The organism is Dyadobacter koreensis, assembly GCF_900108855.1.
Lineage (GTDB): Bacteria > Bacteroidota > Bacteroidia > Cytophagales > Spirosomataceae > Dyadobacter > Dyadobacter koreensis.
Map to the genome: position 1 here is coordinate 217,976 of NZ_FNXY01000001.1, position 23,166 is coordinate 241,141.

23 protein-coding genes are annotated in these 23,166 nt (G+C 41.5%); 11 read left to right on the forward strand and 12 right to left on the reverse strand.

The genetic code is table 11. From position 1 onward, the window contains the following. Positions 1-121: 121 nt before the first annotated feature. Entirely contained in the window at positions 122-574 is a 453-nt protein-coding gene (locus tag BMY70_RS00905; protein ID WP_090330876.1) for a VOC family protein, read from the forward strand. A gap of 240 nt (positions 575-814) precedes the next feature. On the opposite strand, the gene BMY70_RS00910 is transcribed toward BMY70_RS00905, so the two are convergent. Next, positions 815-1,636: an alpha/beta fold hydrolase gene (locus BMY70_RS00910; RefSeq protein WP_090330879.1), complete on the reverse strand. Its 822-nt coding sequence runs from the start codon at positions 1,634-1,636 to the stop codon at positions 815-817. Positions 1,637-1,949: 313 nt separating this feature from the next. Next, positions 1,950-4,352, reverse strand: a complete 2,403-nt coding sequence (locus BMY70_RS00915; RefSeq protein ID WP_090330882.1) for a TonB-dependent receptor — start codon at positions 4,350-4,352, stop codon at positions 1,950-1,952. Between the two features lie 341 nt (positions 4,353-4,693). On the opposite strand from BMY70_RS00915, the gene BMY70_RS00920 reads away from it, so the two are divergent. Then, positions 4,694-5,134, forward strand: coding sequence for a hypothetical protein (locus BMY70_RS00920; protein WP_143072024.1), 441 nt, complete (start codon positions 4,694-4,696; stop codon positions 5,132-5,134). Positions 5,135-5,498: 364 nt separating this feature from the next. Here the strand turns inward: BMY70_RS00920 and BMY70_RS00925 are convergent, their stop codons facing one another. From BMY70_RS00925 to BMY70_RS00970, 10 genes are all read right to left on the reverse strand, one after another. Continuing rightward, complete coding sequence (locus BMY70_RS00925) at positions 5,499-6,194, reverse strand: MarR family winged helix-turn-helix transcriptional regulator (protein WP_090330888.1); 696 nt, start codon at positions 6,192-6,194, stop codon at positions 5,499-5,501. Between the two features lie 37 nt (positions 6,195-6,231). Beyond that, positions 6,232-7,299, reverse strand: a complete 1,068-nt coding sequence (locus BMY70_RS00930; protein WP_090330891.1) for an oxygenase MpaB family protein — start codon at positions 7,297-7,299, stop codon at positions 6,232-6,234. 3 nt (positions 7,300-7,302) lie between these two features. Beyond that, positions 7,303-8,553 (reverse strand): NAD(P)/FAD-dependent oxidoreductase, encoded by a 1,251-nt coding sequence (locus BMY70_RS00935; protein WP_090330894.1) that lies wholly within the window; start codon positions 8,551-8,553, stop codon positions 7,303-7,305. Positions 8,554-8,608: 55 nt separating this feature from the next. Further along, a complete protein-coding gene (locus BMY70_RS00940; RefSeq protein ID WP_090330897.1) occupies positions 8,609-9,325 on the reverse strand; it encodes an SDR family NAD(P)-dependent oxidoreductase in 717 nt (238 codons plus the stop codon). Continuing rightward, a complete protein-coding gene (gene folE / locus BMY70_RS00945) occupies positions 9,325-10,005 on the reverse strand; it encodes a GTP cyclohydrolase I FolE (protein ID WP_090330900.1) in 681 nt (226 codons plus the stop codon). The genes BMY70_RS00940 and folE overlap by 1 nt, the downstream gene beginning before the upstream one ends. A gap of 88 nt (positions 10,006-10,093) precedes the next feature. Continuing rightward, on the reverse strand, positions 10,094-10,930 hold the full coding sequence (locus BMY70_RS00950; protein ID WP_090330903.1) for a phytoene/squalene synthase family protein: 837 nt from the start codon (positions 10,928-10,930) through the stop codon (positions 10,094-10,096). A gap of 346 nt (positions 10,931-11,276) precedes the next feature. After that, positions 11,277-11,990, reverse strand: coding sequence for a hypothetical protein (locus BMY70_RS00955; protein WP_090330906.1), 714 nt, complete (start codon positions 11,988-11,990; stop codon positions 11,277-11,279). Positions 11,991-12,018: 28 nt separating this feature from the next. Next, on the reverse strand, positions 12,019-12,783 hold the full coding sequence (locus BMY70_RS00960) for a LytR/AlgR family response regulator transcription factor (RefSeq protein ID WP_090330909.1): 765 nt from the start codon (positions 12,781-12,783) through the stop codon (positions 12,019-12,021). Between the two features lie 37 nt (positions 12,784-12,820). Beyond that, positions 12,821-13,897 (reverse strand): sensor histidine kinase, encoded by a 1,077-nt coding sequence (locus tag BMY70_RS00965; protein WP_229209435.1) that lies wholly within the window; start codon positions 13,895-13,897, stop codon positions 12,821-12,823. 51 nt (positions 13,898-13,948) lie between these two features. Then, entirely contained in the window at positions 13,949-14,902 is a 954-nt protein-coding gene (locus tag BMY70_RS00970; protein ID WP_090330911.1) for a fasciclin domain-containing protein, read from the reverse strand. A gap of 295 nt (positions 14,903-15,197) precedes the next feature. Here BMY70_RS00970 and BMY70_RS00975 point away from each other — a divergent pair, with 295 nt between their 5' ends. From BMY70_RS00975 to BMY70_RS01020, 9 genes are all read left to right on the forward strand, one after another. Further along, complete coding sequence (locus BMY70_RS00975; protein WP_090330914.1) at positions 15,198-17,588, forward strand: TonB-dependent receptor; 2,391 nt, start codon at positions 15,198-15,200, stop codon at positions 17,586-17,588. A gap of 81 nt (positions 17,589-17,669) precedes the next feature. Next, entirely contained in the window at positions 17,670-18,698 is a 1,029-nt protein-coding gene (locus BMY70_RS00980; protein ID WP_090330917.1) for a sensor histidine kinase, read from the forward strand. A 41-nt stretch (positions 18,699-18,739) separates the two neighbouring features. Further along, the gene (locus BMY70_RS00985; protein ID WP_090330920.1) at positions 18,740-19,507 is read left to right on the forward strand and encodes a LytR/AlgR family response regulator transcription factor; all 768 of its coding nucleotides are present in this window, start codon (positions 18,740-18,742) and stop codon (positions 19,505-19,507) included. 139 nt (positions 19,508-19,646) lie between these two features. After that, positions 19,647-20,216 carry a Crp/Fnr family transcriptional regulator gene (locus BMY70_RS00990; RefSeq protein WP_090330923.1) on the forward strand — a complete coding sequence of 190 codons (570 nt, stop codon included), beginning with the start codon at positions 19,647-19,649 and terminating at the stop codon, positions 20,214-20,216. A gap of 79 nt (positions 20,217-20,295) precedes the next feature. Next, positions 20,296-20,649 carry a YciI family protein gene (locus tag BMY70_RS00995; RefSeq protein WP_090330926.1) on the forward strand — a complete coding sequence of 118 codons (354 nt, stop codon included), beginning with the start codon at positions 20,296-20,298 and terminating at the stop codon, positions 20,647-20,649. A 12-nt stretch (positions 20,650-20,661) separates the two neighbouring features. Continuing rightward, on the forward strand, positions 20,662-21,078 hold the full coding sequence (locus BMY70_RS01000; RefSeq protein WP_090330929.1) for a DoxX family protein: 417 nt from the start codon (positions 20,662-20,664) through the stop codon (positions 21,076-21,078). Between the two features lie 39 nt (positions 21,079-21,117). Further along, positions 21,118-21,504: a VOC family protein gene (locus BMY70_RS01005; RefSeq protein ID WP_090330933.1), complete on the forward strand. Its 387-nt coding sequence runs from the start codon at positions 21,118-21,120 to the stop codon at positions 21,502-21,504. Between the two features lie 225 nt (positions 21,505-21,729). Then, positions 21,730-22,179 carry an Hsp20/alpha crystallin family protein gene (locus BMY70_RS01015; RefSeq protein ID WP_090330939.1) on the forward strand — a complete coding sequence of 150 codons (450 nt, stop codon included), beginning with the start codon at positions 21,730-21,732 and terminating at the stop codon, positions 22,177-22,179. 94 nt (positions 22,180-22,273) lie between these two features. Continuing rightward, positions 22,274-22,561 (forward strand): hypothetical protein, encoded by a 288-nt coding sequence (locus BMY70_RS01020; RefSeq protein ID WP_090330941.1) that lies wholly within the window; start codon positions 22,274-22,276, stop codon positions 22,559-22,561. The last annotated feature ends 605 nt before the right edge of the window (positions 22,562-23,166 follow it).

The window sequence follows — 23,166 nt, forward strand, 5'->3', positions numbered from 1 at the left end:
ATATGGAAACACCCATTGTGGACTTCAAATTAGAAATGCCTCAATTGGCTAAATATCTGTGGCTTTCTGAAAGAAGACTCGATGAAATGGGTTTCAATTTAGTAGAACTTACTAGAATAAAATGGAAGAGAACAAATTACTAAGAATGGTCAATGTCGGCATTGTTGTCGAATCGCTTGACAATGCCATTTTATTTTTCACAGAAATAGGTCTTAGGCTCGAAGGGCGTATGATAGTGGAAGGTGAGTGGGCTGGCCGTGTTACCGGACTTGGTACTCAGCGCGTGGAAATCGCTATGATGGTAACTCCTGATGGACACAGCCGTTTGGAACTGTCACAATTCTTCACACCTGAAACTATTTCAGATCATCGCAATGCACCAGTGAATGCCCTTGGATATTTACGGATTATGTTTACTGTCCAGGATATTGATGAAGTAGTATCGCGACTGATCAGTCAAGGTGCTCGTCTTGTTGGAGAAATAGTTCAATATGAGAATTCATACAGGCTATGCTACATCCGCGGAGCTGAGGGGATTCTGGTTGGATTAGCAGAACAAATTGGCACAAGGTAGATGTAGATATCAGGTTAGAGTTCGTTAGTTTAATTCAAAGTTCTGCCAAAATAAAAAAGCTACTGACATACAAACTGCTTTAATGGGCGACAGATACGAAGAACAAGAATTTCCCACCATTTACAGTGCTGACGTGCCTCTGATTAAATCATAAATTAGCCCTGGAAAAATATTTCCAGGGCTAAACTTTCCATTTCTAAATCGTTCACTTCAATTCAATATGTTCTCTTTTATCGCGTATCAGGATTTAAAAAATGCCAAAAGATCTTTATTAATTGTCGCAGCTTCCGTAGCAGGCATTCCATGCGGGAAGCCGGGGTAAGAAATTAACGTCCCATTTTTCAAAAGCTTCACTGCTTTTGCACCTGATATTGGAAATGGAACAATCTGATCATCTTCACCATGCAAAACCAGCACGGGAAAGTCTACACTTTTAAGATCTTCGGTGAAATCTGTTTCTGAAAATGCCTTGATTCCGTCGTAATGCGCTTTGATTCCTCCCATCATTGCCTGACGCCACCAGTTATCGCGGATTCCTTGCGATATTTCCGCGCCTTCACGGTTATATCCGTAGAAGGGAATGGTAAAATCCTGGAAATATTGCGCACGTTTTGTGGCAGTCCCCTCACGGATTTCGTCGAAAACAGACATTGGTACTCCATCCGGATTCTCAGCGGTCTGAACCATAAGAGGAGTCACAGCACTGATCAACACCACTTTGGCTACACGGCCCTGTCCGTAATTTGCAGCATAATGTATCGCTTCCCCGCCGCCGGTCGAATGGCCAACATGGATAGCCTCTTTCAAATCTAGTGCCTTGGTAAGTTCTGCAACGTCAGCGGCATAAGTATCCATATTATGTCCCTCTGAGACTTGGGTCGATCTTCCGTGTCCACGGCGGTCATGCGCAATAACCCGGTAGCCCTGGCTCAGGAAAAACATCATCTGACCATCCCAATCATCGCCAGACAATGGCCATCCGTGATGAAATACAATGGGTTGTCCTGTTCCCCAGTCTTTATAATAAATTTCTGTTCCGTCTTTTACAGTAAGCTTTGGCATAAGTAAGGATTTTTGATAATGTTATTGATAACCAAGATTTGCATCTGCCTATCTTGAAATAATTTATATTCAAAAGTCCGACTATTTTGACTTCTCGTCAATTGCTGAATTAAGGATAATGATGTACAAATCAAGGTCTGTCAAACATTATACCAAAAAAGTGCTGGAAAATCACTGAAACAGGCAGCTAGAAATTGCTTCGAAAGGTAGCGTATTTAAGACAAATTAAAATCCGGTATTATTAATAAGTTATTCGCTCGTTGAGAAAAAAAATATTTTCCTGACCGGCAGCGCTCCAGATACCTTTTTAATATTAACTATCTTCACCATTGTCGCTGTCGTCTGCTCTTTTTTCTTTCTCTTTTGAGCGGTTCAGGCGGTAGGAAAAAGTGACCAGAAATTGCCGGGCGCGCCACTGGAATTCGGACTGCGAATAATAGCCTGCGTTTTCGACGATACTCCGTCGCTTTCTGCTGTTAAACAAATCGCGGACACTTGCGGTAACCGTAGCCCTGCCTTTTAAAAGATCCCTGGATAGACCAAGGTCAATCGAATACTGCGATAACTCTTTGCCTTGTGTGGTTTTCCGTGGTGCGCGGTAGTTCAGAGACGATTGAAAATCAATATTTTTAAGCAGCGTCAATCGCGACGATAACCTACTGGTCCACGTGTAAGTATCGCTTCTGAGAATCTTGTCATTATAAACTCCCTGGTTGACAGCACGAAAAATATTCGCATTCGCCGTCCACTTCCACCATTCGAAGGGGTCATAGGTAAGATTAAATTCGAAACCATAGGAGTCTCCCGTTGAAAGGTTTATCGGTGTGACGGTGGTAAATCCTGCCGAATCGACGGAAGTAATATTCTCAACGACTCCTAGTCTGTGACGATAATAAACACTCGAAAGGAGCGACCCTTTCTCCATATTCATTAAATGTCCTGCCTCAAAGGAGTGGGTATATTCCGGATTCAAAAGCGGATTTCCTGCTCTGAATACCCTTGAATCACTGAAATTTGAAAAAGGTAGAAGGCTTCGGAATTCAGGCCGGCTTAATCGGTAGCTGTAACTTAGCTGAAGCGTTTGACTTTCTTTGAGTTTGTAAGACAGGTGAAGGCTCGGAAACAAGTTAAAATACTTGCGGTGGTTTACGACATTCGTCTTTTTCAATTCAGTCAATATATCTGAATACTCCCCTCGGAGACCTGCCTGAATAAAGATTTTACCAAGCTGGTTACTGGCCATCAGATATGCTGCATGGATTTTTTCGTCGTATGCAAAACGGTTGTCGAAATCCGGAAGAATAACCCAGTTCATTGCCTGGTTCTGCTGATGAACTGAAAAATCATTATCCAGCAATCGAATTGAACTTTTAAGACCCGTCTCTATTTGTCCATTTTTGCCAAACGGCTGGATATAATCGACCTGAAAAAGAATATTCTTTTCATCTTCGGTGTTAAACGAACGCTGAACAAGACTCCCCACCTCAGTTTGAGAACTTTCATTGAACAGGGCTGATTCAATCTCATCGCTAAGAATATATTTCCCGACGACGCTGAGACTTTTCCCTTTTTTCTCAAAAGTTTTATTGTAGTTAATGGCGGCTTCAAAATTTGCCCGCGGCTCGGTCTCTTGTTCACTTCGGATAACCGTTCTTGTCAGGTTATTATTAAGATCAAAATCCCGGTATTCCAGAAGCGATGTATTTTTATTTCTTGATTTGCGGTAAGACACAGTTCCGTTCAGCGTGTTGTATTTATCCAGAAAATAATCCATTCCAACCATAAAACTGTTTGAAAAGCCACTTCGCGTTCTGGTATTTTTCTGTTCGTAAATAAAGCTCGTATCGGTGCTATTGTAGACTTGCCGCGAAGTTCCCCGACCTGGCCCTTCCCGGTATAAATGGCCATAACTCGCGATCAGGTTTAGCTTTTTTTTCCTGTAATTGACATTGAAAGATCCGCCAAAATTTGAGGGATAACCCGCGGTGCCGGTAAAGGATCCGTTTAAACCATACCGGATATTTTTTTTCATAACAATATTAAGTATACCAACTTCCCCTTCTGCATCGTAGCGGGAAGAGGGATTTGTAATGATCTCAATACTTTCTATAAGATCGCCCGGTATCTGCTTCAAAGCTTCTGCCGGGTTCATCCCTACCATCCCGGACTGTTTACCATCGATTAAAATCCGGACATTTCCACTACCACGTAGGGCCACATTTCCATCGACATCGACTGTTACTGATGGCATATTGTTTAGAATATCTGATGCATTGCTACCAATATTGCTCATATCCTTACCTACATTAAAAACCCGTTTATCCAGTTGAAGCTCCATCTGACTCTTCTCACCTTTTACCACTACTTCGCTTAAAACTTTCGCATTGGAAGTCATTATGATCACGCCAAGATTGATGTCCTTTCCAGCTAGCCTCACATCGGGAACAATTTTCTCATTCAGTGTCAGAAAAGTTATTTTTAAAAGATAATGTCCGGCAGAGCTCTGGATTTTGAAATTACCGGTTTCATCGGAGACTGCTCCACCTACGAGCGTGGAATCTTTAGTATGATACAAGGCCACATTTGCAAAAGGAACAGGATTTTTATCTGAATCTTCCAGTTTTCCGGTAATGAAAGCCATGCGCGACTGCTGCTGGGCATTTGCATACGTACAGAGAACAATAAACAGAAACAGGTAAATCAGAAAGCTTTTCATAACGGGGTGAGATTTGTGCCAGCGGCATGGACAGTGTTGACTGCTTCGCAAATGGTTAAGTATGTTTGACTGCTAAACCTTATAAAGGTTTAATGTTATTTTAATATCAACCAATTAATTACCATAAAAATCTGTACCACAATATTTTATAATTTTAAAAAAAGTCTTCAATACTGATATGGTTGATTAAATTTGTCTATTTCAAGAAATTTTCAAAGAATCAGAATTCAACAATTCATCAACTGGCACGAGCTTTACTGGTAGTAGCTTATTTACAAAACATGCTTTTATATTTTAAGCGGTTTTATCCCAAGCTTCGGCCAACAAGTTTTTCAGCTACTATGTCAAAAAATATTAAATCGTTTTTAGTTTTGCTTTTGTGGGTTCAATGTCTGAACGGCGTCTGTCAAACAACCGACAGTTCTGCAAATTATCCATTGCAAGGCAAATGGGATGTATTATCTAAAGTTGAAGTACAAAAAGCTGATGGAAAACTTATCGATCAGGATGAAGAATTATATAAGGCAAATGAGAAGTTTTTCGATTTCAGTGAAATCGGCTCTGTTACTATCTCACAAGGTTTCGGCAAACATACCGAAAAGCTACCGGTCCTTCTGAAAGGAAACAATCTATATATAGGCAAATTCAAAAAAGAAAAAATACCTTATCTTATTCGTTACCAAGGAGATGTAATTAAGCTGGCAAAAACGGAAAGTAGAACAAAAAAAGGAAAAACAATCTTGAAAACTGAACAGGTCGTGCTGCAAAAAAGTAAACTGTGAAGTCGTTGATTGGTAAAAGCAAGGCTCTTTTTCAAGTAATCCCAAAGCCTTATTCATTTGAAGGAAATGCTGTTTCCCACCTCAAAATCCATCCTATCCAGCCTCATTGCACCAGCGATATTTGTCCCTTTATAATGTCGGCTTTCAGATTATAAGACGAATGCTCCATGAGCAGAATTCCTATGTTGCCTATGCGAGGGTTGAACTAATAAATAAAGTTCGAATAATACCGTTGGATGAAAAAAATTAGGCGAACTAGAATATTGTTACATATCGACACTTAGTACTGTATCTACAAGACTGCAAGCGTACGATAGGTATTAAATCAGCTCTTACCCCTTATTCGACAATTGAAATATCCGGCTTACTCATGATCGACAAGCAGATCTTTTGCAACAAACGTTTTGAGGTCCTCTTTGCTTGTGATAGTTTTTTTTTCATGATGTTCAAGATGAAAATCTTCCAACTTTTGAAGTAAATATTGAAGCGTCAGCTTCTCGGAAATTGTCAGTTTGCCGGTGATCATTTTGCCAACGTTACTCATATCCTTAAATACTTCATAGAGTAACGCTTTTCCTTCATTCGTAATCGCGATCAACTTGCTTCTTTTATCTTTTTCGTCATCCCATTGGGTGACCAATCCTGTGGCAATAAGCCTTCTGATCACCTCCATACCTGATGTTTTTTCCTGTAAATTAAAACTGATCAGTTCACTTTTGGAAAGATGTTTGTGGGTCAGTAAAATAGAAAGTGCCGTAAAATCCTCAGCGGTCAGCAGTGGCGTACCTTCCAGCGCTTTTTTGATATAGGATTTTGCATACCGGCTCATGTGTATAAATAATCTTCCAATATTGTTATCAAGCTGGAAAGCGATTTGCCGTGCACTATTTTCATACTTGCCAAATCTGGCTTCCCCTGGCACAAAGTGCTCTTTGGATTCACTGGCGGTATGCAGCAGAAATCCGGCGAAGTCCTGCATTGAGACCTCACGACCCGGGCTTTGCTCTTCCAGTTGTTCTACGAGCGAGATTAATTCATGAATGAGCTGGTATGATTTCATGCCAAATTAAATGATAACGGCTAACAATGATTCAAAGTTACATGCTTTCCATGATTTCCAGGCTTTGCTTTTTAAACGTAGTATAGGCATTCTGAAATTTTTGATTGACATTTCGCTGTGGAATAAAACTTTTAAACAGATTAAATGTCTTGATCAGCGTAAGTTTATAAAGCGGCAGTCTAACCTTTTTTATAGCGAGCAAGTCTGAAATTTCAGTACCCAGTAAATAACGCATCAAACCCAGAATATCATTATCCGTAGCTTTGCTTTTATTGACAGCGAGGATGTGCGCGATCAGGGATTCTGTGAGTTCTTTTCCATGCGGTGAAGCGCAGAATTGGCGGCGTTTGATTATGGCATCCAGTTCATCACCCATTTTTTGGTTTTCAGGAATTAAATCCTCATCCAGACCTGTCAAATAACCAATCACGGCCCAGGTATGCAAAAACGCCTCCTGGTCTGATTCACTTATACTAAAGCCAAGCAGCCGTAAACCGCGTATCACAATAAGGGAAAATGAAAGGTTAGTGCCCGCCATGTCTTCCTGGTTAATAGGAACACCCCAGGCATCATCCCATTTTCTACTTTGGTAAGTATAATAACGCACAGCAGCATGCATAATCCGCACTTTTAAGATTTGCTGATAAGCATTCCCGTTTAATGCAAAAGCATCTGGTGCCATCACGTCCCAGACGAATATAGCTGTATCATAAAGCCGTTTCGTAGTTTGTTTTCTGATCAATTCGGATATGTACAAAACCATGGTGCCGTGTGCAGCCGTATAACAATAAGGAAGTGACAGCAGCCCGAGCAAGCTCATGATTATTTCCGAATAGCGGGTAAAAAAAGCAGACCCCTCTGTCATTAATTCTGGATCCGCCCATGCCGGTAATTTTTGCGCTTTGTCGATGAATGCAAATCCGGGAAAGATGATACTTAGTGATTCAGTGGCTTGCTCTCCACTCGTCGAGTTCATCCACTTTTGTAACTGCATTTTCTTCACGGGATCAGCAAAAACAGCTTTTATGAAGTCATCCGCCGGCTTATCTCCTATTAATCTTTTTCGGTCTAAAATTTCGTCACTGTATATTTTGTGATCAGCCATAAGTTAAAACGTTGTGCTTAGTATCGCTTCGGCGGCCAGTCTTCCACTTTTCATCGCAGCATTGATCGAACCATTCATTAAATAATCACCACAAACAAAGCAGTTCGGATGTAACTTTTTGACCTTACTGTCCGGCTCATTGGTTACCTGGTCATCATCAGGCAAAGCGTAAGTAATGTGATAGGTTTTAAGATGTTTCCAGGCAGTTGGCTCCGGGAACCAGTTTTTCATTTCATGAACTGCGTTACTTTGAAGTTCAGAACTGTTATAACCAGCATAATCTCCAATTAATGAAAGAGAAATCAAGGCATCTCCATTTTTTGAATATGCTTGCGAAATCTGATTCATTACAGCGATATTATTTACCAATTTTCCGGGCAGGGTATTTAAGGCAATTAATGGTTTTGAGAACGGTATTTCAGGTGTGGTGAAATACATATTTGTAACAGAATGATATGACCTGACCGGCTGCTGATATGGTTTTGGCAAATTAAGCTGATCGGTCGCCATGAGGATGGTGTCAGCTTCATACACAGAACCCGATAAAGTACTAACCCTGCTACCGTCAATTTCAATAACTTTTTGATTAAAAATTAATTCCTGAGCTGACAAGTCACGGGCCAGCTGGACCGGAATCATTCCCATTCCTTTTGCAGGAACCGCAGCATCACCTTCACTGAACATCTTGAACACAAACTCAAACATACGGCTTGACGTGCTCAGTTTATCTTCAAGAAAAATGCCAGACATGAAAGGACGGAAGAACTGATTCATCATCCGGGCACTAAACCCTGCATTTTCCAAATATGCCAGTGTAGTGGTTTGATCTTCCGAAAAAATCTCGTCAATGTTTTTTCCAGCAAGCTTTATTTTTAGCCCAAGCATCCGCATTTTATCACCAAGCGTACCTGCGGGAGAGCGCAAAGTACTCATCAAAGTACCTGGTTGTCTTAAAGGATCACCTATCCGCGTGCTGCCGTTTTCGTTCAATATTAAAGCGCCCGGGTCAAATTTGCACAGATCCAATGCATCATAATCCAGAAATCTCTTCGTCTCGGGATAGGCGGTTAGCAATACCTGGAAGCCGCGATCAAGCAAAAAACCATCCACCTCATCCGTACGAACCCTGCCACCAACCTGATCAGACGCCTCCAGTATTTTTATAGACTTACCAGCTGATTTCAACACTTTGGCTGCCGTTAATCCCGCCAGCCCTGCGCCGATAATGATCACGTCCGTTTTATAATTATTCATGAAGGCAAAAGTTTAATTCGATAGGGATATTCCTGAACTTTTAACACTTAGGATATTAAGCTGTTTTCAGTTTACCCATACCTCCATCGATTCCGATGACCTGTCCGGTAACCCAGCCGCTATTTTCGGAAAGCAAAAATGCTATCGCCTGGCTGATATCTTCCGGCTGACCGTATTTTCCCAAAGGATGCCTTTTGGCAGATGCTTCCCGCTTTTCCGGAGTGCTCAGCAAATTTTGGGCCATTGGCGTATCGGTCAAAGATGGAGCCACCACATTCACCCTTATTTGCTGCACTGCCAATTCAGCAGCAAGTGCCAATGCCAGACCTTCCACCCCTCCTTTCGCCGCTGATATACTGGCATGATAAGGCAATCCGGTTTTGGCAGCCACAGAACTGATCAGAACGATTGAAGCGCCAGCAGCTTTTTTCAACTGCTTCAGCGATTGTTGAATTATTTGTACTGCTCCCAGAACATTGATACGGTAATCACTTACAAAGTCATCTGCTGAAAGCCTGTTAAATGGTTTCAGGTTGATGCTGCCGACGGAATAAACCAGACCATGCAATTGTTCAGGTAAAAATTCAGTGACCGGGCCTAGTTCACCGGTAACATCAACCTGCAGATGTTTGACGCCCTGAGGCAGATCAACATTTTCAGAACGTGATATGACATAAACAACTGCGTTGTTTTCGTGTAAAAATTTAACAAGCGATAAACCAATACCTGAACTTCCCCCCACTACGAGTATATTTTTTCCGTTAAAATTCATTATCCAATATATTTTAGAAATTCATTTTTGGTTTCAGCATTTAAAAATTGTCCGCAATATTCAGCGGTCAGCGTTGTACTGCCGGAATCTTTCACACCCCTGCTCGAAACACAGTGATGATAGGCGTCGATGACTACCGCTACATCCTCAGTACCGAGTGCTTCCTTCATCAAATTCGCAATTTGAACCGTAAGTCTTTCCTGAACCTGAGGTCTTTGGGAGCAGTATTGAACAATTCTGTTCAATTTTGACAAACCGATCACCTGTCCGTTACTGATATAAGCCACATGCGCTTTCCCTACGATCGGCACGAAATGATGCTCACAATTGCTGAAAACCGAAATATTTCGCTCAACAAGCATTTGATTGTAATGATAGGCATTCTTAAAAAGCGTAGGCTCCGGTTTATTTGCCGGATTAAGTCCGCTGAATATTTCTTTGACATACATTTTTGCTACCCGCTTTGGCGTATCCTGCAAACTGTCATCTTCCAGATCCAAACCCAAAACCTGCATTATACCGGCAAAATGTTCGGCGATCAGCTCTATCTTGGCATTGTCGTCAAGCTCAAATGCATCGGCTCTCAGGGGCGTGTCATAAGACCATCTGTGATGCCCTTTCTCATATTCGAGCACATTTTTATCAATCTTCGGTTCAAATATGATTTTGTTATTTAACATGAAGTTGTACGTAATTTAAGTAAATCTATCTGCTTACATGCGGTATTTCATTAGGTATTTCCCCTGTTTCGTATTGATCCCGGTTACTTCACATTACATTCAATTTATATCGGACAAGAGAGTCAAACATCAGCCAAAATTTTTGGCCATTGGAAACTCTTATGCGTTCGGACATGACCTGATTCGCCGGTATCCTTGTTATTTTAAGCAGCAACTGCCTGTAATAAACATAGGCCAGGTAAACCCCTTTTCGACAGGAGGCCGGCAATTCCCGGATACCACTCAATGCTTCATCAAACTCGTTGATAATCTCCTGTTCGATGGTTCGCTTATTTTCGTCAGAAAATGAAGATAAATTAATGTCCGGAAAATAACTCCGGTTCAACTGCTGGTAATCCGCCTGCAAATCCCTGAGAAAATTCACCTTTTGAAATGCGGAACCTAACTTCATAGCCGGAACTTTCAACCGGTCAAACTCCTTTTGATCACCATTTGTGAATACATGCAGGCACATAAGCCCGACCACCTGCGCAGATCCCATGATGTATTCATTATACTTGTCATGCGTGTAAGACTGCTCATCCAGATCCATTTCCATGCTTTTCAGAAATTGCCGGATCAGATCATGATCTATATTAAATTGATTAACCACCTCCTGAAATGAGTTGATGACAGGGTTGGTACTGATGCCCCGCTCGATAGCCTTAAAACAATCGGCAGAAAACTCGGCAAGCAATATGGATTTTGGGTAATCGTGAAAACTATCGACGATCTCGTCTGCCAGCCTTACAAAACCGTAAATAGCATGGATGTGGTCGCGTAATTCTTTGCTGAAAAAAAATATCCCAAGTGAAAAACTGGTACTGTAAAGCCGTGTTGTTTCTCTGCTGCATGTGGCGGAGAGCTTATCAAATTTTTCTTTCATTTTTAGGTTTGATATATCGGACGATGGTTTGCACCTGTATGTCGCCATCGTCTTCATAACAGATTGCGGCAAAACATTCGGATCATTTTTTGGCAATCCGCTCACAGTGGCATTTTTTTTAGGTTTAGATTTTTATTAAAATTATCACTTCAAAATTATAACAATATTATACCATTTATTAAAAATTAGTACATATTTATACTTAATCAAAATAATACGATGTTTTTATCACACATGATTAAATATCATTGTAATGTTGCACACAAACTTACGGCACATAAACTTTCACCAGCAGACCCTTATGTTTGCTTCCGATAGCGTTCAATTTCAGCGGATTATAAACAAACTAAAATGAGAAACCAGCCCTTAAAGTCAGACGATTGAAATCTTCTTTCGTTTCAATCCCCGTCTGCTGAACAGAAGAGCGCTGAAAACGATATCCTGCCGAGATCGTAAATCCTGTATTGTTGCTGAACAAAATTTTCAGTCCGATCCCTGCTGCCATCGTTGGTCCGCCGCCAAAACGAACGCTGTCTACATCGTTTGAAGTGGCATTAAATCCGTGACCGCCTTCTATAAAATAGAAAGGCAGCTTGTCTCCGGTCCGCAGAAGGTCACCGCGTATACTCAAAACGACCGGGACAAAAGTTTGCACTGCATAAAGGTCAGCGCCAAGCCCAAGTCCGGTATAAAGCCACTGATTGAATTTATAACCGTTTGTTGTTTGAAAAGAAAACGCAGATGTTGTTACGCCATTGGATGCACGGTTGCTCATCGCCAGCGGCCCAAGCTCTGTGTAATGCACAAACCCCTTTTGTTTGTAACGAATATTGGGATTAATATACTTTTCGTTTTCAATTTTTTCAACTTCATCTGTTTGAAAAGTAAGTATGCTTTTGTCAAACATTTCCAGCCTGACAGTAGGCTGCTCTTCCAATAGCACACCTTTCATAATTGAGCCATTTTTTAGAAAAACCCGGACATATCGATTTTTTTGTCCTAAGGTGCAGGTGGTAAAGAACAGGATTAATAGCAATGTCAGTGTTAGCGAATTTTTCATGTTGTGGCGGTATTAATGCAACGGCTAATCAGTTGTCCAACCAGACTTTGAACTCGGGACTTCTTTCCCTGCTCACGTAAGTATTTTGCTCAAACGGCGGTTTCAAAAAAACCTGAAGCCGGCTCGATAGCAGTGCCTTCACCTTTTGAATGGATTGTATTCTGGCAATGATTTTTCTGTTTATTCTAAAAAAAAGGTGTGGATCTAACAACTCTTCAAGGCTTTCCAGATTGTAGTCTACCAAATATTTACGCCCTTCGGACGTCACCAGATATACCACCTTGTCGTCAGCGTAGAAATAAGCTACCTCATCAATGTTTTTATAAAGTATGGTATCGGCGTATTTAACCAAAAAACGATGTTTATATTTCTTACTGAAAGACAGCATGTTTTCCTCAATCCGTCTGATATCTGCAAGAGAAATCCCCCCGCGGCTTTCGTTCAGATTCCGGTATTTGATCAGCGCATTCTGAAGTTCAGTTTTGTCCAGCGGTTTTAAAAGGTAATCGATGCTATTGAGTTTAAAGGCCTGTAAAGCGTATTGATCGTAAGCGGTAGTAAAAATAATTGGACATTTCACAGCTAGCCGCTCGAACAACCGAAAGCAAAGTCCGTCTGATAAATGAATATCCAGCAATAACAAATCAGGTTCGGGATTTTTGCTCAGCCAGGATACCGTTTCCTCGATGGATTCGAGCGTATCAAGCACTTCAATATCCGGATCAAATTCCCGCAGGAGTTGTGATGCTCGTTTGGCAGAGAGCGCCTCATCTTCCAGTATAAGAATTTTCATGGTTTAGGTTTCAAATTTTAATCAATTTTAAAAAAAGTCATGGTTCAAAAAAAGAAGCATGTGTAGGCCTGATCAGCGGTATTGTGACACTAAATTGTTCCGTAGTCTGTTTTATTTCAAGTCCATGCTGTCCCAGAAACTCGTATCGTTGCGTTATGTTATTCAGCCCAAGACCGGTTGATTCCTTGTCATCAGCCTGTTTTAGCTGAAGATTATTTCTAACTGTAATCGTTTCGTTATCCAGACAAAGAATTTCCACAAAAAGCGGTTTGTTTTTGCCTATCACATTGTGTTTAACAGCATTCTCTACAAGCATTTGCAAAGACACAGGTACGATAAACGCAGACTGACAATCGGTATTGACATTGATTGTAAATATCAAGCCGGACTCGAAACGGGTTTTAAGCAGATAAAGGTAAGATTCAATAAAATTCAACTCCTCCTTCAATTCAATAATTTCCTTTTCCGGGCTTTTGAGCACATAACGGTACACTCTGGAAAACTGCCGTACAAATTCAACGGATGCATTTGCATCCATGGGTATCAATGCACTCAGCACACTTAGATTATTAAAAAGAAAATGCGGGTTTACCTGGTTTTTTAAGGCCTGCAATTGCGCCTGGCTGCTGATTCTTTTATAATTTTCTACTTCCTGATTGCTTTTTTCAAGCTGCTGGTGATATAGAAATATGACATTAATCGTGTTCAAGAAAAGATTCACACGAAAACTGAACATCAGAAGCAGTTTCAAAGGAAGAATCCAGTCCATCCAGTTGTGCGAGATGGTATAATAGGACGTAATTACTCCGAGAAGCACCGTTACGAAAAATACAGCAAGTATACTCGCTCCAAAACTATAACTGATCCTTTTCCAGAACGATCTGATTTCCAGCGTAGCCAGAAAGTTGTCGAGCAACCGATTCCCTTCCCAGATTGCGATGGTCAAAACCAGAAAAAGTAAAAAGATAACCGGTTTGGGTGTTACGATCGGATAATGCTCAAAAGATTCTACCAGCAAGGTATTCATGAACGAATATCCTCCCAGTAAAATCATAAACAAAAACCGGTACCTGATCGAAAACATATTGACGTAAAGTAATAGTGCAAAAAACATTGGTAAACTACCTAAAATCAGATCGTTTACCAATGTTAAGCAATAGTTTTATTATGGCATCAAAACTTTGTCGATAACGTGTACGACACCGTTGGTAGCCAAAATATTAGCAGTGGTAATATTCGAAGCACCACTTGCCGTACCGACCACTTTTGCTCCGCCAGACAGATTGAATGTAAGCTTGCCAGCTCTATTGGCCGTAGCCACTTCGCCTGTAACGTTTGGCAGATCTGTGGAGAACACTCGACCCGGGACAACGTGATAAAGCAACACATTGGTTAAAAGGGTTTTGTTGGCCGGATCAAGTAATGTTGCTTTTGGCGTTGTTTTATACAACTCAGTGAATGCTGCATTGGTTGGCGCAAAAACAGTCAATCCGTTGGCAGAAGCCGTAGAAAGTGCTGTTGCCACGGCAGGGTCAGCCGCCAGGACAAGTGAAACCAGCTCCGAAAAATCAGTGTTAGCCTGAGCCACCTGCACCAGAGATTGTGTTGGCGGTACGATGACATTGTCAATTACATGAATCACCCCGTTTGATGCGTCCACATCTGTCGCGATAACTTTGATGTTCCCGTTAATAAATACACCATCCGCATTTTTTGACACGTAAATGTCGTTGTTGGCATTAACCGTTTTAACTGTCCCACTTTTGACATCCGCTGCCTTCACTTCTCCGCTCACGACATGCGATGTCAAGATTGGCGTCAATGCGTCTTTCGTCAATCCATCCAGGCTCGTAACACCCGCTTTTGTAAACGCCGCATTGTTAGGCGCAAATACTGTGAACGGGCCAGTTCCCTGTAAGGTTGTGACAAGCTCTGCCTTGGTCACTGCTGCAACCAGCGTAGAAAACTGCGAATCTCCCGAGGCAACCGCTACAATATTCCCAACCGCTGGCGTCTGGGGCGTATCGTCGTCGTCGTCACTACAGGAAACAATCGTAGTTGCCAGCGCGGCCGTCAGAAAATACATGCTGAGTCTGTTCAATCTGCTTAATGATTTCATGGTAAAATGATTAATGATTGTGGAATAATTTATTTAGTTACCATCATTAACCTACCGAGCTGACTTTTAATTGCTGCATAATAACTGAACCGAACAAAGGCGGGAGTGAAACGTCTGTTTCGAAGGAGTGAATGGTCGAAGCCGGACCTAGACTCATATGTGACCGCAAGTATTCTTATTCGGTTGCAAGCCTTAAAATACCACTTCACCCCTCCAATCCTACGCTTGCCCCTTTTTCGCCTTGAGGAATCTATTTGATCTCGTAAAATTTGACAAATGATTAAACGAAAAGAACATGAAGAACTATCTATTACTCCTACTTACTTTTTTAGCTGTCCGGCCTTTAATGGCCCAGCAACTAGTGCAAACCGTACGCGGAACTATCCGTGATGAGGTTACAAAATCAGCTGTAATCGGTGCGTCAGTCTTGCTTGTTCAGGAGGAAGGGCGAAATCCAGTTGGAGCTATTACCGATGTCAACGGCGAGTTTAAGATTACGGGTGTTCCGACGGGAAGACAATCCTTCCGGATTACATCAGTCGGTTATGAAGAGAATCGAATTTCCAATGTGGTTGTCACCGCCGGCAAGGAAGTTATTACCAGTATTACGTTGACAGAGACAGTACGTTCACTCGACGAAGTTGTAGTATCTGCGGATAGAAAAAATGATAAAAGTAAGACCAACAATGAGCTGGCTCTTGTCGGTGGACGCTCATTTAATATTGAAGACACAAAACGTTACGCCGGTGCCTTGGGCGACCCGTCAAGAATGGCAGCAAACTTCGCCGGTGTGGTATCAGGTAACGATTCGAGGAACGACATTGTGGTTCGCGGCAACTCGCCTACCGGAATGCTGTGGCAACTGGAAGGACTTAACATCCCCAATCCAAACCATTTTGGTTCGCTCGGTAGCACGGGCGGACCGGTCAGTCTGCTTAACAACAACACGTTAGACAAGTCTGACTTCATTACCAGCGCTTTTCCTGCACAATATGGAAACGCACTTTCAGGTGTATTTGACCTGCGTATGCGAGAGGGAAATAATCAGAAGCATGAATTTCTTGGACAGGTTGGTTTTAATGGTTTTGAAGTCGGAGCAGAAGGACCGATCTCAAAAAATTCAAAAGCCTCTTATCTGCTCAATTACCGGTATTCTACGCTAGGTCTTTTTAAAGCACTCGGAATTGAGTTTGGGACAGGAAGTGCTGTCCCAAATTACCAGGACCTGAATTTCAAGGTATCGGTGCCCACAGGAACAAAAGGTAAACTTTCTGTTTTCGGTATACTGGGCCAAAGCGATGTGGACTTTCTTGGCAATGATGTGGACACAACAGATACTAACTTGTATGGAAATGGAAATGAAAATGAAAACACCAGAGTCAAATACAAGACTAACATTCTGGGGCTCAACTATGAATACAATTTGTCTCCCAAAACATTTGCCAAATTAACCCTTGGGACAAGCAACACAGACCAAAAGTTCAGCGGAGATTCTATCAGTGTTATTACCCGTGAAGCATTTGCCAGTGGCGAAGCCAGGTTTAAGACCAGGAAAACTTCTGCGGTACTTAATGTGAGACACAAAGTCAATGCCAAACACAGCCTCTATGCTGGAATAACAACAGACCTGCTTAACTTCGACCTTTACAACCGGGACATTTTTGACGGCGGGCGCTTTGATACGGTGCGCGTGAATGTCAGCGGGGAAAATACAATCCTGACACAGGCTTATGGGCAATGGAAATACAGGATGAACAGAAATCTGCAATTAACGGCCGGACTTCATGCGCAGCATTACAGCCTGAATGAAAACTTCTCTATTGAACCTCGTTTCGGTTTGCAGTACACCTTTGGTCAGGGGCAATCGGTCAGTTTGGGATATGGATTAAACAGCCAGGCCCAAAATATTTACACCTATTTCGTACAGACAAAAACGGAGAAAGGTTTGATTTACAGCAATAAAGACCTTGATTTTACCAAGAGCCATCATTTTTCAATAAGTTATGAAAACCGACTGGCCCAGAATCTGCTCTTAAAAGTAGAACCTTACTATCAGGCATTGTACGATGTTCCGGTAGAAAGAAGAAGCTCCTCTTATTCGACGCTCAACACGGGCAGTACCTTTGCAACTGACGACGAAGACAGCCTTGTTAATGCAGGGACGGGCAGGAATCTTGGTATTGAACTGACATTGGAAAAATATTTTAGCCAGGGTTACTATTTTTTGGTAACTACCTCACTGTTCGACTCCAAATATAAGGGAAGTGACGGTGTCGAGCGAAATACAGCTTTCAACAGCCGGTATGTGGTTAATCTTCTTGCCGGGAAAGAGATCAAAGTCGGACGGAACCGGAATAGCGTATTGAGCGCAAGTATAAAGGCTTCGTTCGTGGGCGGGAGATATACATCGCCACTGAACCTTCAGGCTTCCCGCCAAAGAGGAGAAGCCGTTTACGATGAGAGCCAGGCATATTCCCAGAAACAGAATGCTTATTTTCGCACTGATTTGAGACTTGCTTACCGGAAAGAGATGCGTAAAAGCACACTCGAAATGGCGATTGACCTCCAAAATGTCAGTGCCAACAAGAATATTTTCCAGCAAACTTATAACGCAAGGACAAACAGCATTGCCACCGAATACCAACAAGGATTTTTCCCAGTACCGATGGTAAGATTCACATTCTGAAACAATTTTAAGTAATGGGTGATTTGAATTGATTTTTTGCCAGATTTACATTTCCCGTAATCAAAAAATAATGTTCATAAAATGGTAGCTGAATCAAAATACCAACTGAATGACTTTAAACTGCGTCTGATAGGCATCCCGTTTTTTTCGTTTGTGATACCGATGATAGTCCATTTTGATGATTTCACAAAGATGAACTACGGATATGCAGTCGCTGTAATCATTTCATTTTGCACGACGGTGGCACTTTGGGAAGGCAACCGGTTCATCATATTGCGCATGCGCCAAAGGTTTTCAAATTATAGCCAAACAACCAAAAGGATAATTTTGGAGTCAGTATTTGCCATGCTATATACGTTAGTCGCTACTTTTTTGCTTGATGAGGTGTTATGCAAAGGCATTCTTCATAAAGACGGTAACTTATTGGGCTTCCGCATCAGTCTGGTTCCGACCGTTCTTGTATACCTGGTGTATGAGGCAACCTACTTTTTCGAAGCCTGGAAAACCAACGTCCGTAAAACGGAATCTTTGATGCGGGAAGGTGTCCAGTCTCAACTGGAAGTACTTAAAAACCAGCTTGACCCACACTTTCTTTTTAACAGCATGAACACGCTGGCGGCATTGATCGATGATACCAATACCGATGCCCAGCAATATCTCGAACGCCTTTCGGACGTATACCGCTATGTTTTGGTGAGCAGGAACAAAAACACAGTACTGGTCGAGGAAGAAATTGCTTTTCTTGACGCGTATGTTTATTTGAACAAAATCAGGTTTCGCGATAATTTGCTCGTAGAAAAAAATATATCACCGGAAACTTACAGGAAGCACGTAACACCGCTGAGCCTCCAGATGCTGATTGAAAATGCGATCAAACACAATGTGGTGTCCAAAGAGAATCCACTGAGAATATTGATCCAGCAGGAAGGTGATCAGTATCTGGTGGTAGAAAATAATATTCAGGAAAAGGCGATCATGGAAAAGTCAACGCGCGTCGGGTTGCAGAATATTATTAACAGATACGGCCTACTGACCGAACGACGTGTGCAGGTCATCGAGGATGGAGCGATGTTTACGGTAAAAATACCTCTGATCAGTCAACTGATTTAAATGTATCTAATATCTGAATCTGAAATAAATCTACTGCTACTATGAATGCCCTGATCATTGAAGACGAATACCCGGCCGCGGAAAGACTCGAAAAACTGATTAAAAAACTTGATCCGCACATAGACATTGCCGGTGTTATTGATAGTGTGGAAGCCGCGAAACGCTGGTTTGCATCCGAAGCGGCAGTTGATCTGATATTTTCAGATATACAGCTTTCTGATGGACTGAGTTTTCAGATTTTCGAAGCCTTTCCGGCACATAGCCCGATCATATTTACAACCTCCTACGACGAATATGCGATCAAGGCATTCAGGGTAAAAAGCATCGATTATTTATTAAAGCCAATAAAGTTGCATGAGCTTCAACGGGCCATTGATAAGTATAAAAACTTCAAAGGAGATTTCTCGCCTCAGGCTTATGCGCAAAAAATTGATTCATTATTAGAAAGCCTGGAAATACGCAACAGAACGCATAAAATGAGATTTTTAGTTAAAAATGGGGAACAACTCATTCCAATACATCAGGAACAGATTGCGTATTTTTACACTGCCAACGAAATGGCTTGTCTGGTTGGATGTGATGGACGGCAATTTCTGATCGATCATACTTTGGAAGAACTGGAATCGATGATTGATCCGCTCTGTTTCTTTCGGCTGAACCGCCAGTTCATTGCCAGGGTGACAGCTATTCAAAGGATACACAGTTATTTCAACGGAAAACTGAAAATAGACCTGCGTCCAGAAACTGCTCAGGAGGTGTTGGTAAGCAGAGAAAAGGCGTCTGCTTTCAAAGCCTGGCTCGACGGATAGGATTCGAAGAAATTATTACCCAGCTACTGCTGATTTCTGATTGTAGTAAAAGATGCAATCTTATGCTTCTCGTTTTTTGTCAGAATATTGCTTTCTTTTATGCCAGGTTTTCTGATACACAACATACACTGATTCTAAGATGGTCAACAAGCTTCGACAACACATAATCGATCGTCTCGGAAGCGCGCCGGACAATATTGATGAGGTTCTCTCAACTTTTCAGATGCTCAAATTAAAGCGTAACGAAGTCATTTTGACACAAGGTGACATCTGTAAATACGTATACTTTGTAGCGTCTGGCTGTCTTCAGGTTTTTGTTTATGATAAAGAGATGAATGAAACGACCCGTGACATTATTACAGAAAACAACTGGTGCTCTGAACTGATCAGTTTTGGCAGCCAGCAACCAGCTACTGAAAATATCAGGACGGTTGAACCTTCAGATCTTTTAGCCATTGACCGCCAGGGTTTCCAGCGGTTGATGGAAACGGTTCCGCAGTTTGACAAAGTATACAAACAGATCCTGGAAGCCTCCTATGCCAATTCGGTTTACAGGATCAATACCTTTGTTTCACTAACTGCGCTGGAACGGATAAAATGGCTCATGGAATATCGCCCCAAGCTTATGAGCAGGCTTTCCAGCAAACTCATTGCGTCTTATCTGGGCATATCACAGGAAACTTTCAGCCGGTTGAAAGGCAAGCTCTGAAACGTTGACATTTGTCAACACGAAACGGTTTTTAGTTGCAGAATTTTGATTCATCAATCACAATTTAAAATCGCGAACAATGAAAGAGTACTTGCTTTTATTCCGCAATATTAGCGGAGATAATAGTTACATACTGACGCCGCAGGACATGGCCGAAGATATGCCGTCCTGGCAGGGCTGGATCGGAAACATTGCCATGCAGGGCAAACTGGTGGCCACACAACCTATTGAATATCAGGGAATAATTATTAACAACAACGGCATTCATGAAGGACCCGACAAAGGCGAAAACAATGTCCTCGTAGCCGGATTTCTGATCTGTAAGGCAGATAGCCCTGAGGAAGTTCAGGCGTGGAGCAAAACCTGCCCGATTTTAAAATACCAGCATGGCAGTGTCGAAATACGGCCCGTTATTCCATTTCCCATCAGTTAAAATTTATCGGCCATGGACAAAATTTTAAATCTCGGGCGATGGCTGTTTCCGCTTTCCTTTCTGATGTATGTCGGGCAGCATTTTGGCAAACCTGACGTAGGCGCAGCTTTCGTTCCCGACTATCTTCCAATGCCTTATTTCTGGAATTATCTCACTGCATTTTGCATCATCGCATTTATTGGCAGCGCGGTCATTGGCAAATACGACAAGCTAGCCTATACGCTCATGGCGCTCTATGTAATCTTGATGGCTGTGCTGGTTCACCTTCCCAGGGCTATGGGTCACGAATTGGGGGCCGAAAACATGACCGCCGATCTGGCACGGGAGAAGGAACTTGAAATGGTTAACCTGTTTCGCAACATTATGGTTACCGGTGCTTTAATTGGATTTGCCCGGTATGTTGCACGGGACAAGCGAATTATCAGATAGCGGTTACTATTATATATTTACTTTTAAACAACAAACAAAATGGAAAAATTAGGCGCAAATACCAATGCTCTGAACTGGTTTGAGATTCCGGTTAATGATATAGACAGGGCTCAGAAATTCTATGAAACAATTTTTGAAATAAACATGCAGCTTGTGGAAATGATGGGCATGCAAATGGCCATGTTTCCGACCGAAAGCCCAAAATCAGGCGGCGCGCTTGTGAAGAGTCCAAATCACAAGCCAAGTACTGAAGGAGCCGTCATCTACCTGAATGCAAATCCCGATCTGCAACTTGTTTTGGACAGAATAGGAAATGCCGGAGGGCAGATTACCATGCCAAAAACGAACATTGATCCTGAAACAGGAAATATGGCGTTTTTTATCGATACAGAAGGTAATATGGTAGGCTTGCATTCAGGAGCATAGAATATTTGAGGTTATAATATGAAATTTTGTCAGTTTATTTTTAACACCATCGCATTCAAATCTGTCAAAATGAATAACTGAAAAAGTAAAATTGTCAGAATTATTGGAAGTACCTGCGGTTACTGGCACGCCGGGCATTTTTGGAACAAAGTTTGATAAAATGCCTTCAGATGTGCGATGCATCGGGAATTAAAATCATTGTTTAACTTTTAAAAAATAATAGTCATGTCAATTATCAAAAGGAACCGGAATTCATTTTCTGCAATCCCAGCGCTGGTCGACGATTTCCTTGGCCGTGAACTTTTTAACTGGGACAACAGTAATTTCTCTTCTACTCAAACTACCGTACCTGCGGTAAATATTAGGGAGACAGAAGACAGCTTTGGCGTGGAGGTGGCTGCTCCGGGACTGGAAAAGAAGGATTTCAAAATCCAGTTAGAAAATAATCTGCTGACGATTTCTTCACAAAAAGAAATTCGCGAAGAGAATCATCATGAAGGTTACAGCCGCAGAGAGTTCAGCTACCAGTCCTTCCAAAGAAGCTTTGTATTGCCGAAAGATGTCGTTAATGACGAAGGTATCGTTGCGCGGTACGAAAATGGCTTACTTCAACTTGTGATTCCGAAAAAAGAAGAGGCCAAACAAAAAGCACCCAGATTAATCGAAATTGGCTAATTTTAGTACCGAAGGCCTGTCATTTGGCAGGTCTTCGGTATGTTTCATGATATCCATTTATATGTTAATCAATTGTTAAATCTTTGACGGCAATATGGAAACCAGTTATCACATTGTGGTCCAGATGAAAGCTTTAAATGGCACCGTTGAAATAGGGCGATTTCTGATCAGTACAAACAGGGAATTCGCATCAGAAACATTTAACAGTTTGAAAGGTAAAACTGCGCTTGCAGAATCCCAGGTTCTACGATTAAGCCTGCTTGAAACAACCGGACTTTCAGGTACTATCATCGGAATACTTGGCTGCAATCTGGACGAATTGTCTGAAAACTGCAAGATTATTACCCGCGATGCATTTAAATTTTTCAACCTGGAAAAGTAAATAACATATCAGTTATCGTTTTCAACTTATGTGCTTGTATAAAGGTCAGTTCCAAGCTTTTGGGTTTGTTTCCATTTTTTAGTATTTGGGCAATAAAACACTAAATGATTTTCTCTGTTTCGCTTTCCTGATAGCGACGATAATTAGAGCGGATTTTTTGAATACCGGTCTCTTAGAAAGATATTAATCGTAATAAATCATTGCATTTATTAATCATATTTAAGATGAATTGTATTTATATTAGAACAGCAATTTCAATGCCTATTTAAGCATGTATTTGGTGACCTAAACTAATTCCTTCTTAAAATTTTCTTACATACATTTTGATACCTTAAATATTTCACGAATCAAAAATGTGCAGGTGATCACCCTAATCATAAAGCATCCGTTTATCTTTTTCTTTGCATTTTAATGGATGTATCATACTGAAAAACAACACATTTGACTTCATCCGAAAAATCCTTCAAGTTCTCATATCCCCAATACGCGCCTTTAAGGTATCTGTAGCTGGCGGAAATCTTCAATCCATAAATTATCACAATCGTAACCAGGAATTCGTTTTTTATAGTAAGGTTTAAGTTGCTCTTATATTTTCGCATAAAAAT

Excerpts from the sequence above, each read along its gene's own strand:
- BMY70_RS00905 (WP_090330876.1), top strand. The coding sequence starts at position 122 with ATGGAAGAGAACAAATTACTAAGAATGGTCAATGTCGGCATTGTTGTC.
- BMY70_RS00910 (WP_090330879.1), bottom strand. The coding sequence starts at position 1,636 with ATGCCAAAGCTTACTGTAAAAGACGGAACAGAAATTTATTATAAAGAC.
- BMY70_RS00915 (WP_090330882.1), bottom strand. The coding sequence starts at position 4,352 with ATGAAAAGCTTTCTGATTTACCTGTTTCTGTTTATTGTTCTCTGTACG.
- BMY70_RS00920 (WP_143072024.1), top strand. The coding sequence starts at position 4,694 with ATGTCAAAAAATATTAAATCGTTTTTAGTTTTGCTTTTGTGGGTTCAA.
- BMY70_RS00925 (WP_090330888.1), bottom strand. The coding sequence starts at position 6,194 with ATGAAATCATACCAGCTCATTCATGAATTAATCTCGCTCGTAGAACAA.
- BMY70_RS00930 (WP_090330891.1), bottom strand. The coding sequence starts at position 7,299 with ATGGCTGATCACAAAATATACAGTGACGAAATTTTAGACCGAAAAAGA.
- BMY70_RS00935 (WP_090330894.1), bottom strand. The coding sequence starts at position 8,553 with ATGAATAATTATAAAACGGACGTGATCATTATCGGCGCAGGGCTGGCG.
- BMY70_RS00940 (WP_090330897.1), bottom strand. The coding sequence starts at position 9,325 with ATGAATTTTAACGGAAAAAATATACTCGTAGTGGGGGGAAGTTCAGGT.
- folE (WP_090330900.1), bottom strand. The coding sequence starts at position 10,005 with ATGTTAAATAACAAAATCATATTTGAACCGAAGATTGATAAAAATGTG.
- BMY70_RS00950 (WP_090330903.1), bottom strand. The coding sequence starts at position 10,930 with ATGAAAGAAAAATTTGATAAGCTCTCCGCCACATGCAGCAGAGAAACA.
- BMY70_RS00955 (WP_090330906.1), bottom strand. The coding sequence starts at position 11,990 with ATGAAAAATTCGCTAACACTGACATTGCTATTAATCCTGTTCTTTACC.
- BMY70_RS00960 (WP_090330909.1), bottom strand. The coding sequence starts at position 12,783 with ATGAAAATTCTTATACTGGAAGATGAGGCGCTCTCTGCCAAACGAGCA.
- BMY70_RS00965 (WP_229209435.1), bottom strand. The coding sequence starts at position 13,897 with ATGTTTTTTGCACTATTACTTTACGTCAATATGTTTTCGATCAGGTAC.
- BMY70_RS00970 (WP_090330911.1), bottom strand. The coding sequence starts at position 14,902 with ATGAAATCATTAAGCAGATTGAACAGACTCAGCATGTATTTTCTGACG.
- BMY70_RS00975 (WP_090330914.1), top strand. The coding sequence starts at position 15,198 with ATGAAGAACTATCTATTACTCCTACTTACTTTTTTAGCTGTCCGGCCT.
- BMY70_RS00980 (WP_090330917.1), top strand. The coding sequence starts at position 17,670 with ATGGTAGCTGAATCAAAATACCAACTGAATGACTTTAAACTGCGTCTG.
- BMY70_RS00985 (WP_090330920.1), top strand. The coding sequence starts at position 18,740 with ATGAATGCCCTGATCATTGAAGACGAATACCCGGCCGCGGAAAGACTC.
- BMY70_RS00990 (WP_090330923.1), top strand. The coding sequence starts at position 19,647 with ATGGTCAACAAGCTTCGACAACACATAATCGATCGTCTCGGAAGCGCG.
- BMY70_RS00995 (WP_090330926.1), top strand. The coding sequence starts at position 20,296 with ATGAAAGAGTACTTGCTTTTATTCCGCAATATTAGCGGAGATAATAGT.
- BMY70_RS01000 (WP_090330929.1), top strand. The coding sequence starts at position 20,662 with ATGGACAAAATTTTAAATCTCGGGCGATGGCTGTTTCCGCTTTCCTTT.
- BMY70_RS01005 (WP_090330933.1), top strand. The coding sequence starts at position 21,118 with ATGGAAAAATTAGGCGCAAATACCAATGCTCTGAACTGGTTTGAGATT.
- BMY70_RS01015 (WP_090330939.1), top strand. The coding sequence starts at position 21,730 with ATGTCAATTATCAAAAGGAACCGGAATTCATTTTCTGCAATCCCAGCG.
- BMY70_RS01020 (WP_090330941.1), top strand. The coding sequence starts at position 22,274 with ATGGAAACCAGTTATCACATTGTGGTCCAGATGAAAGCTTTAAATGGC.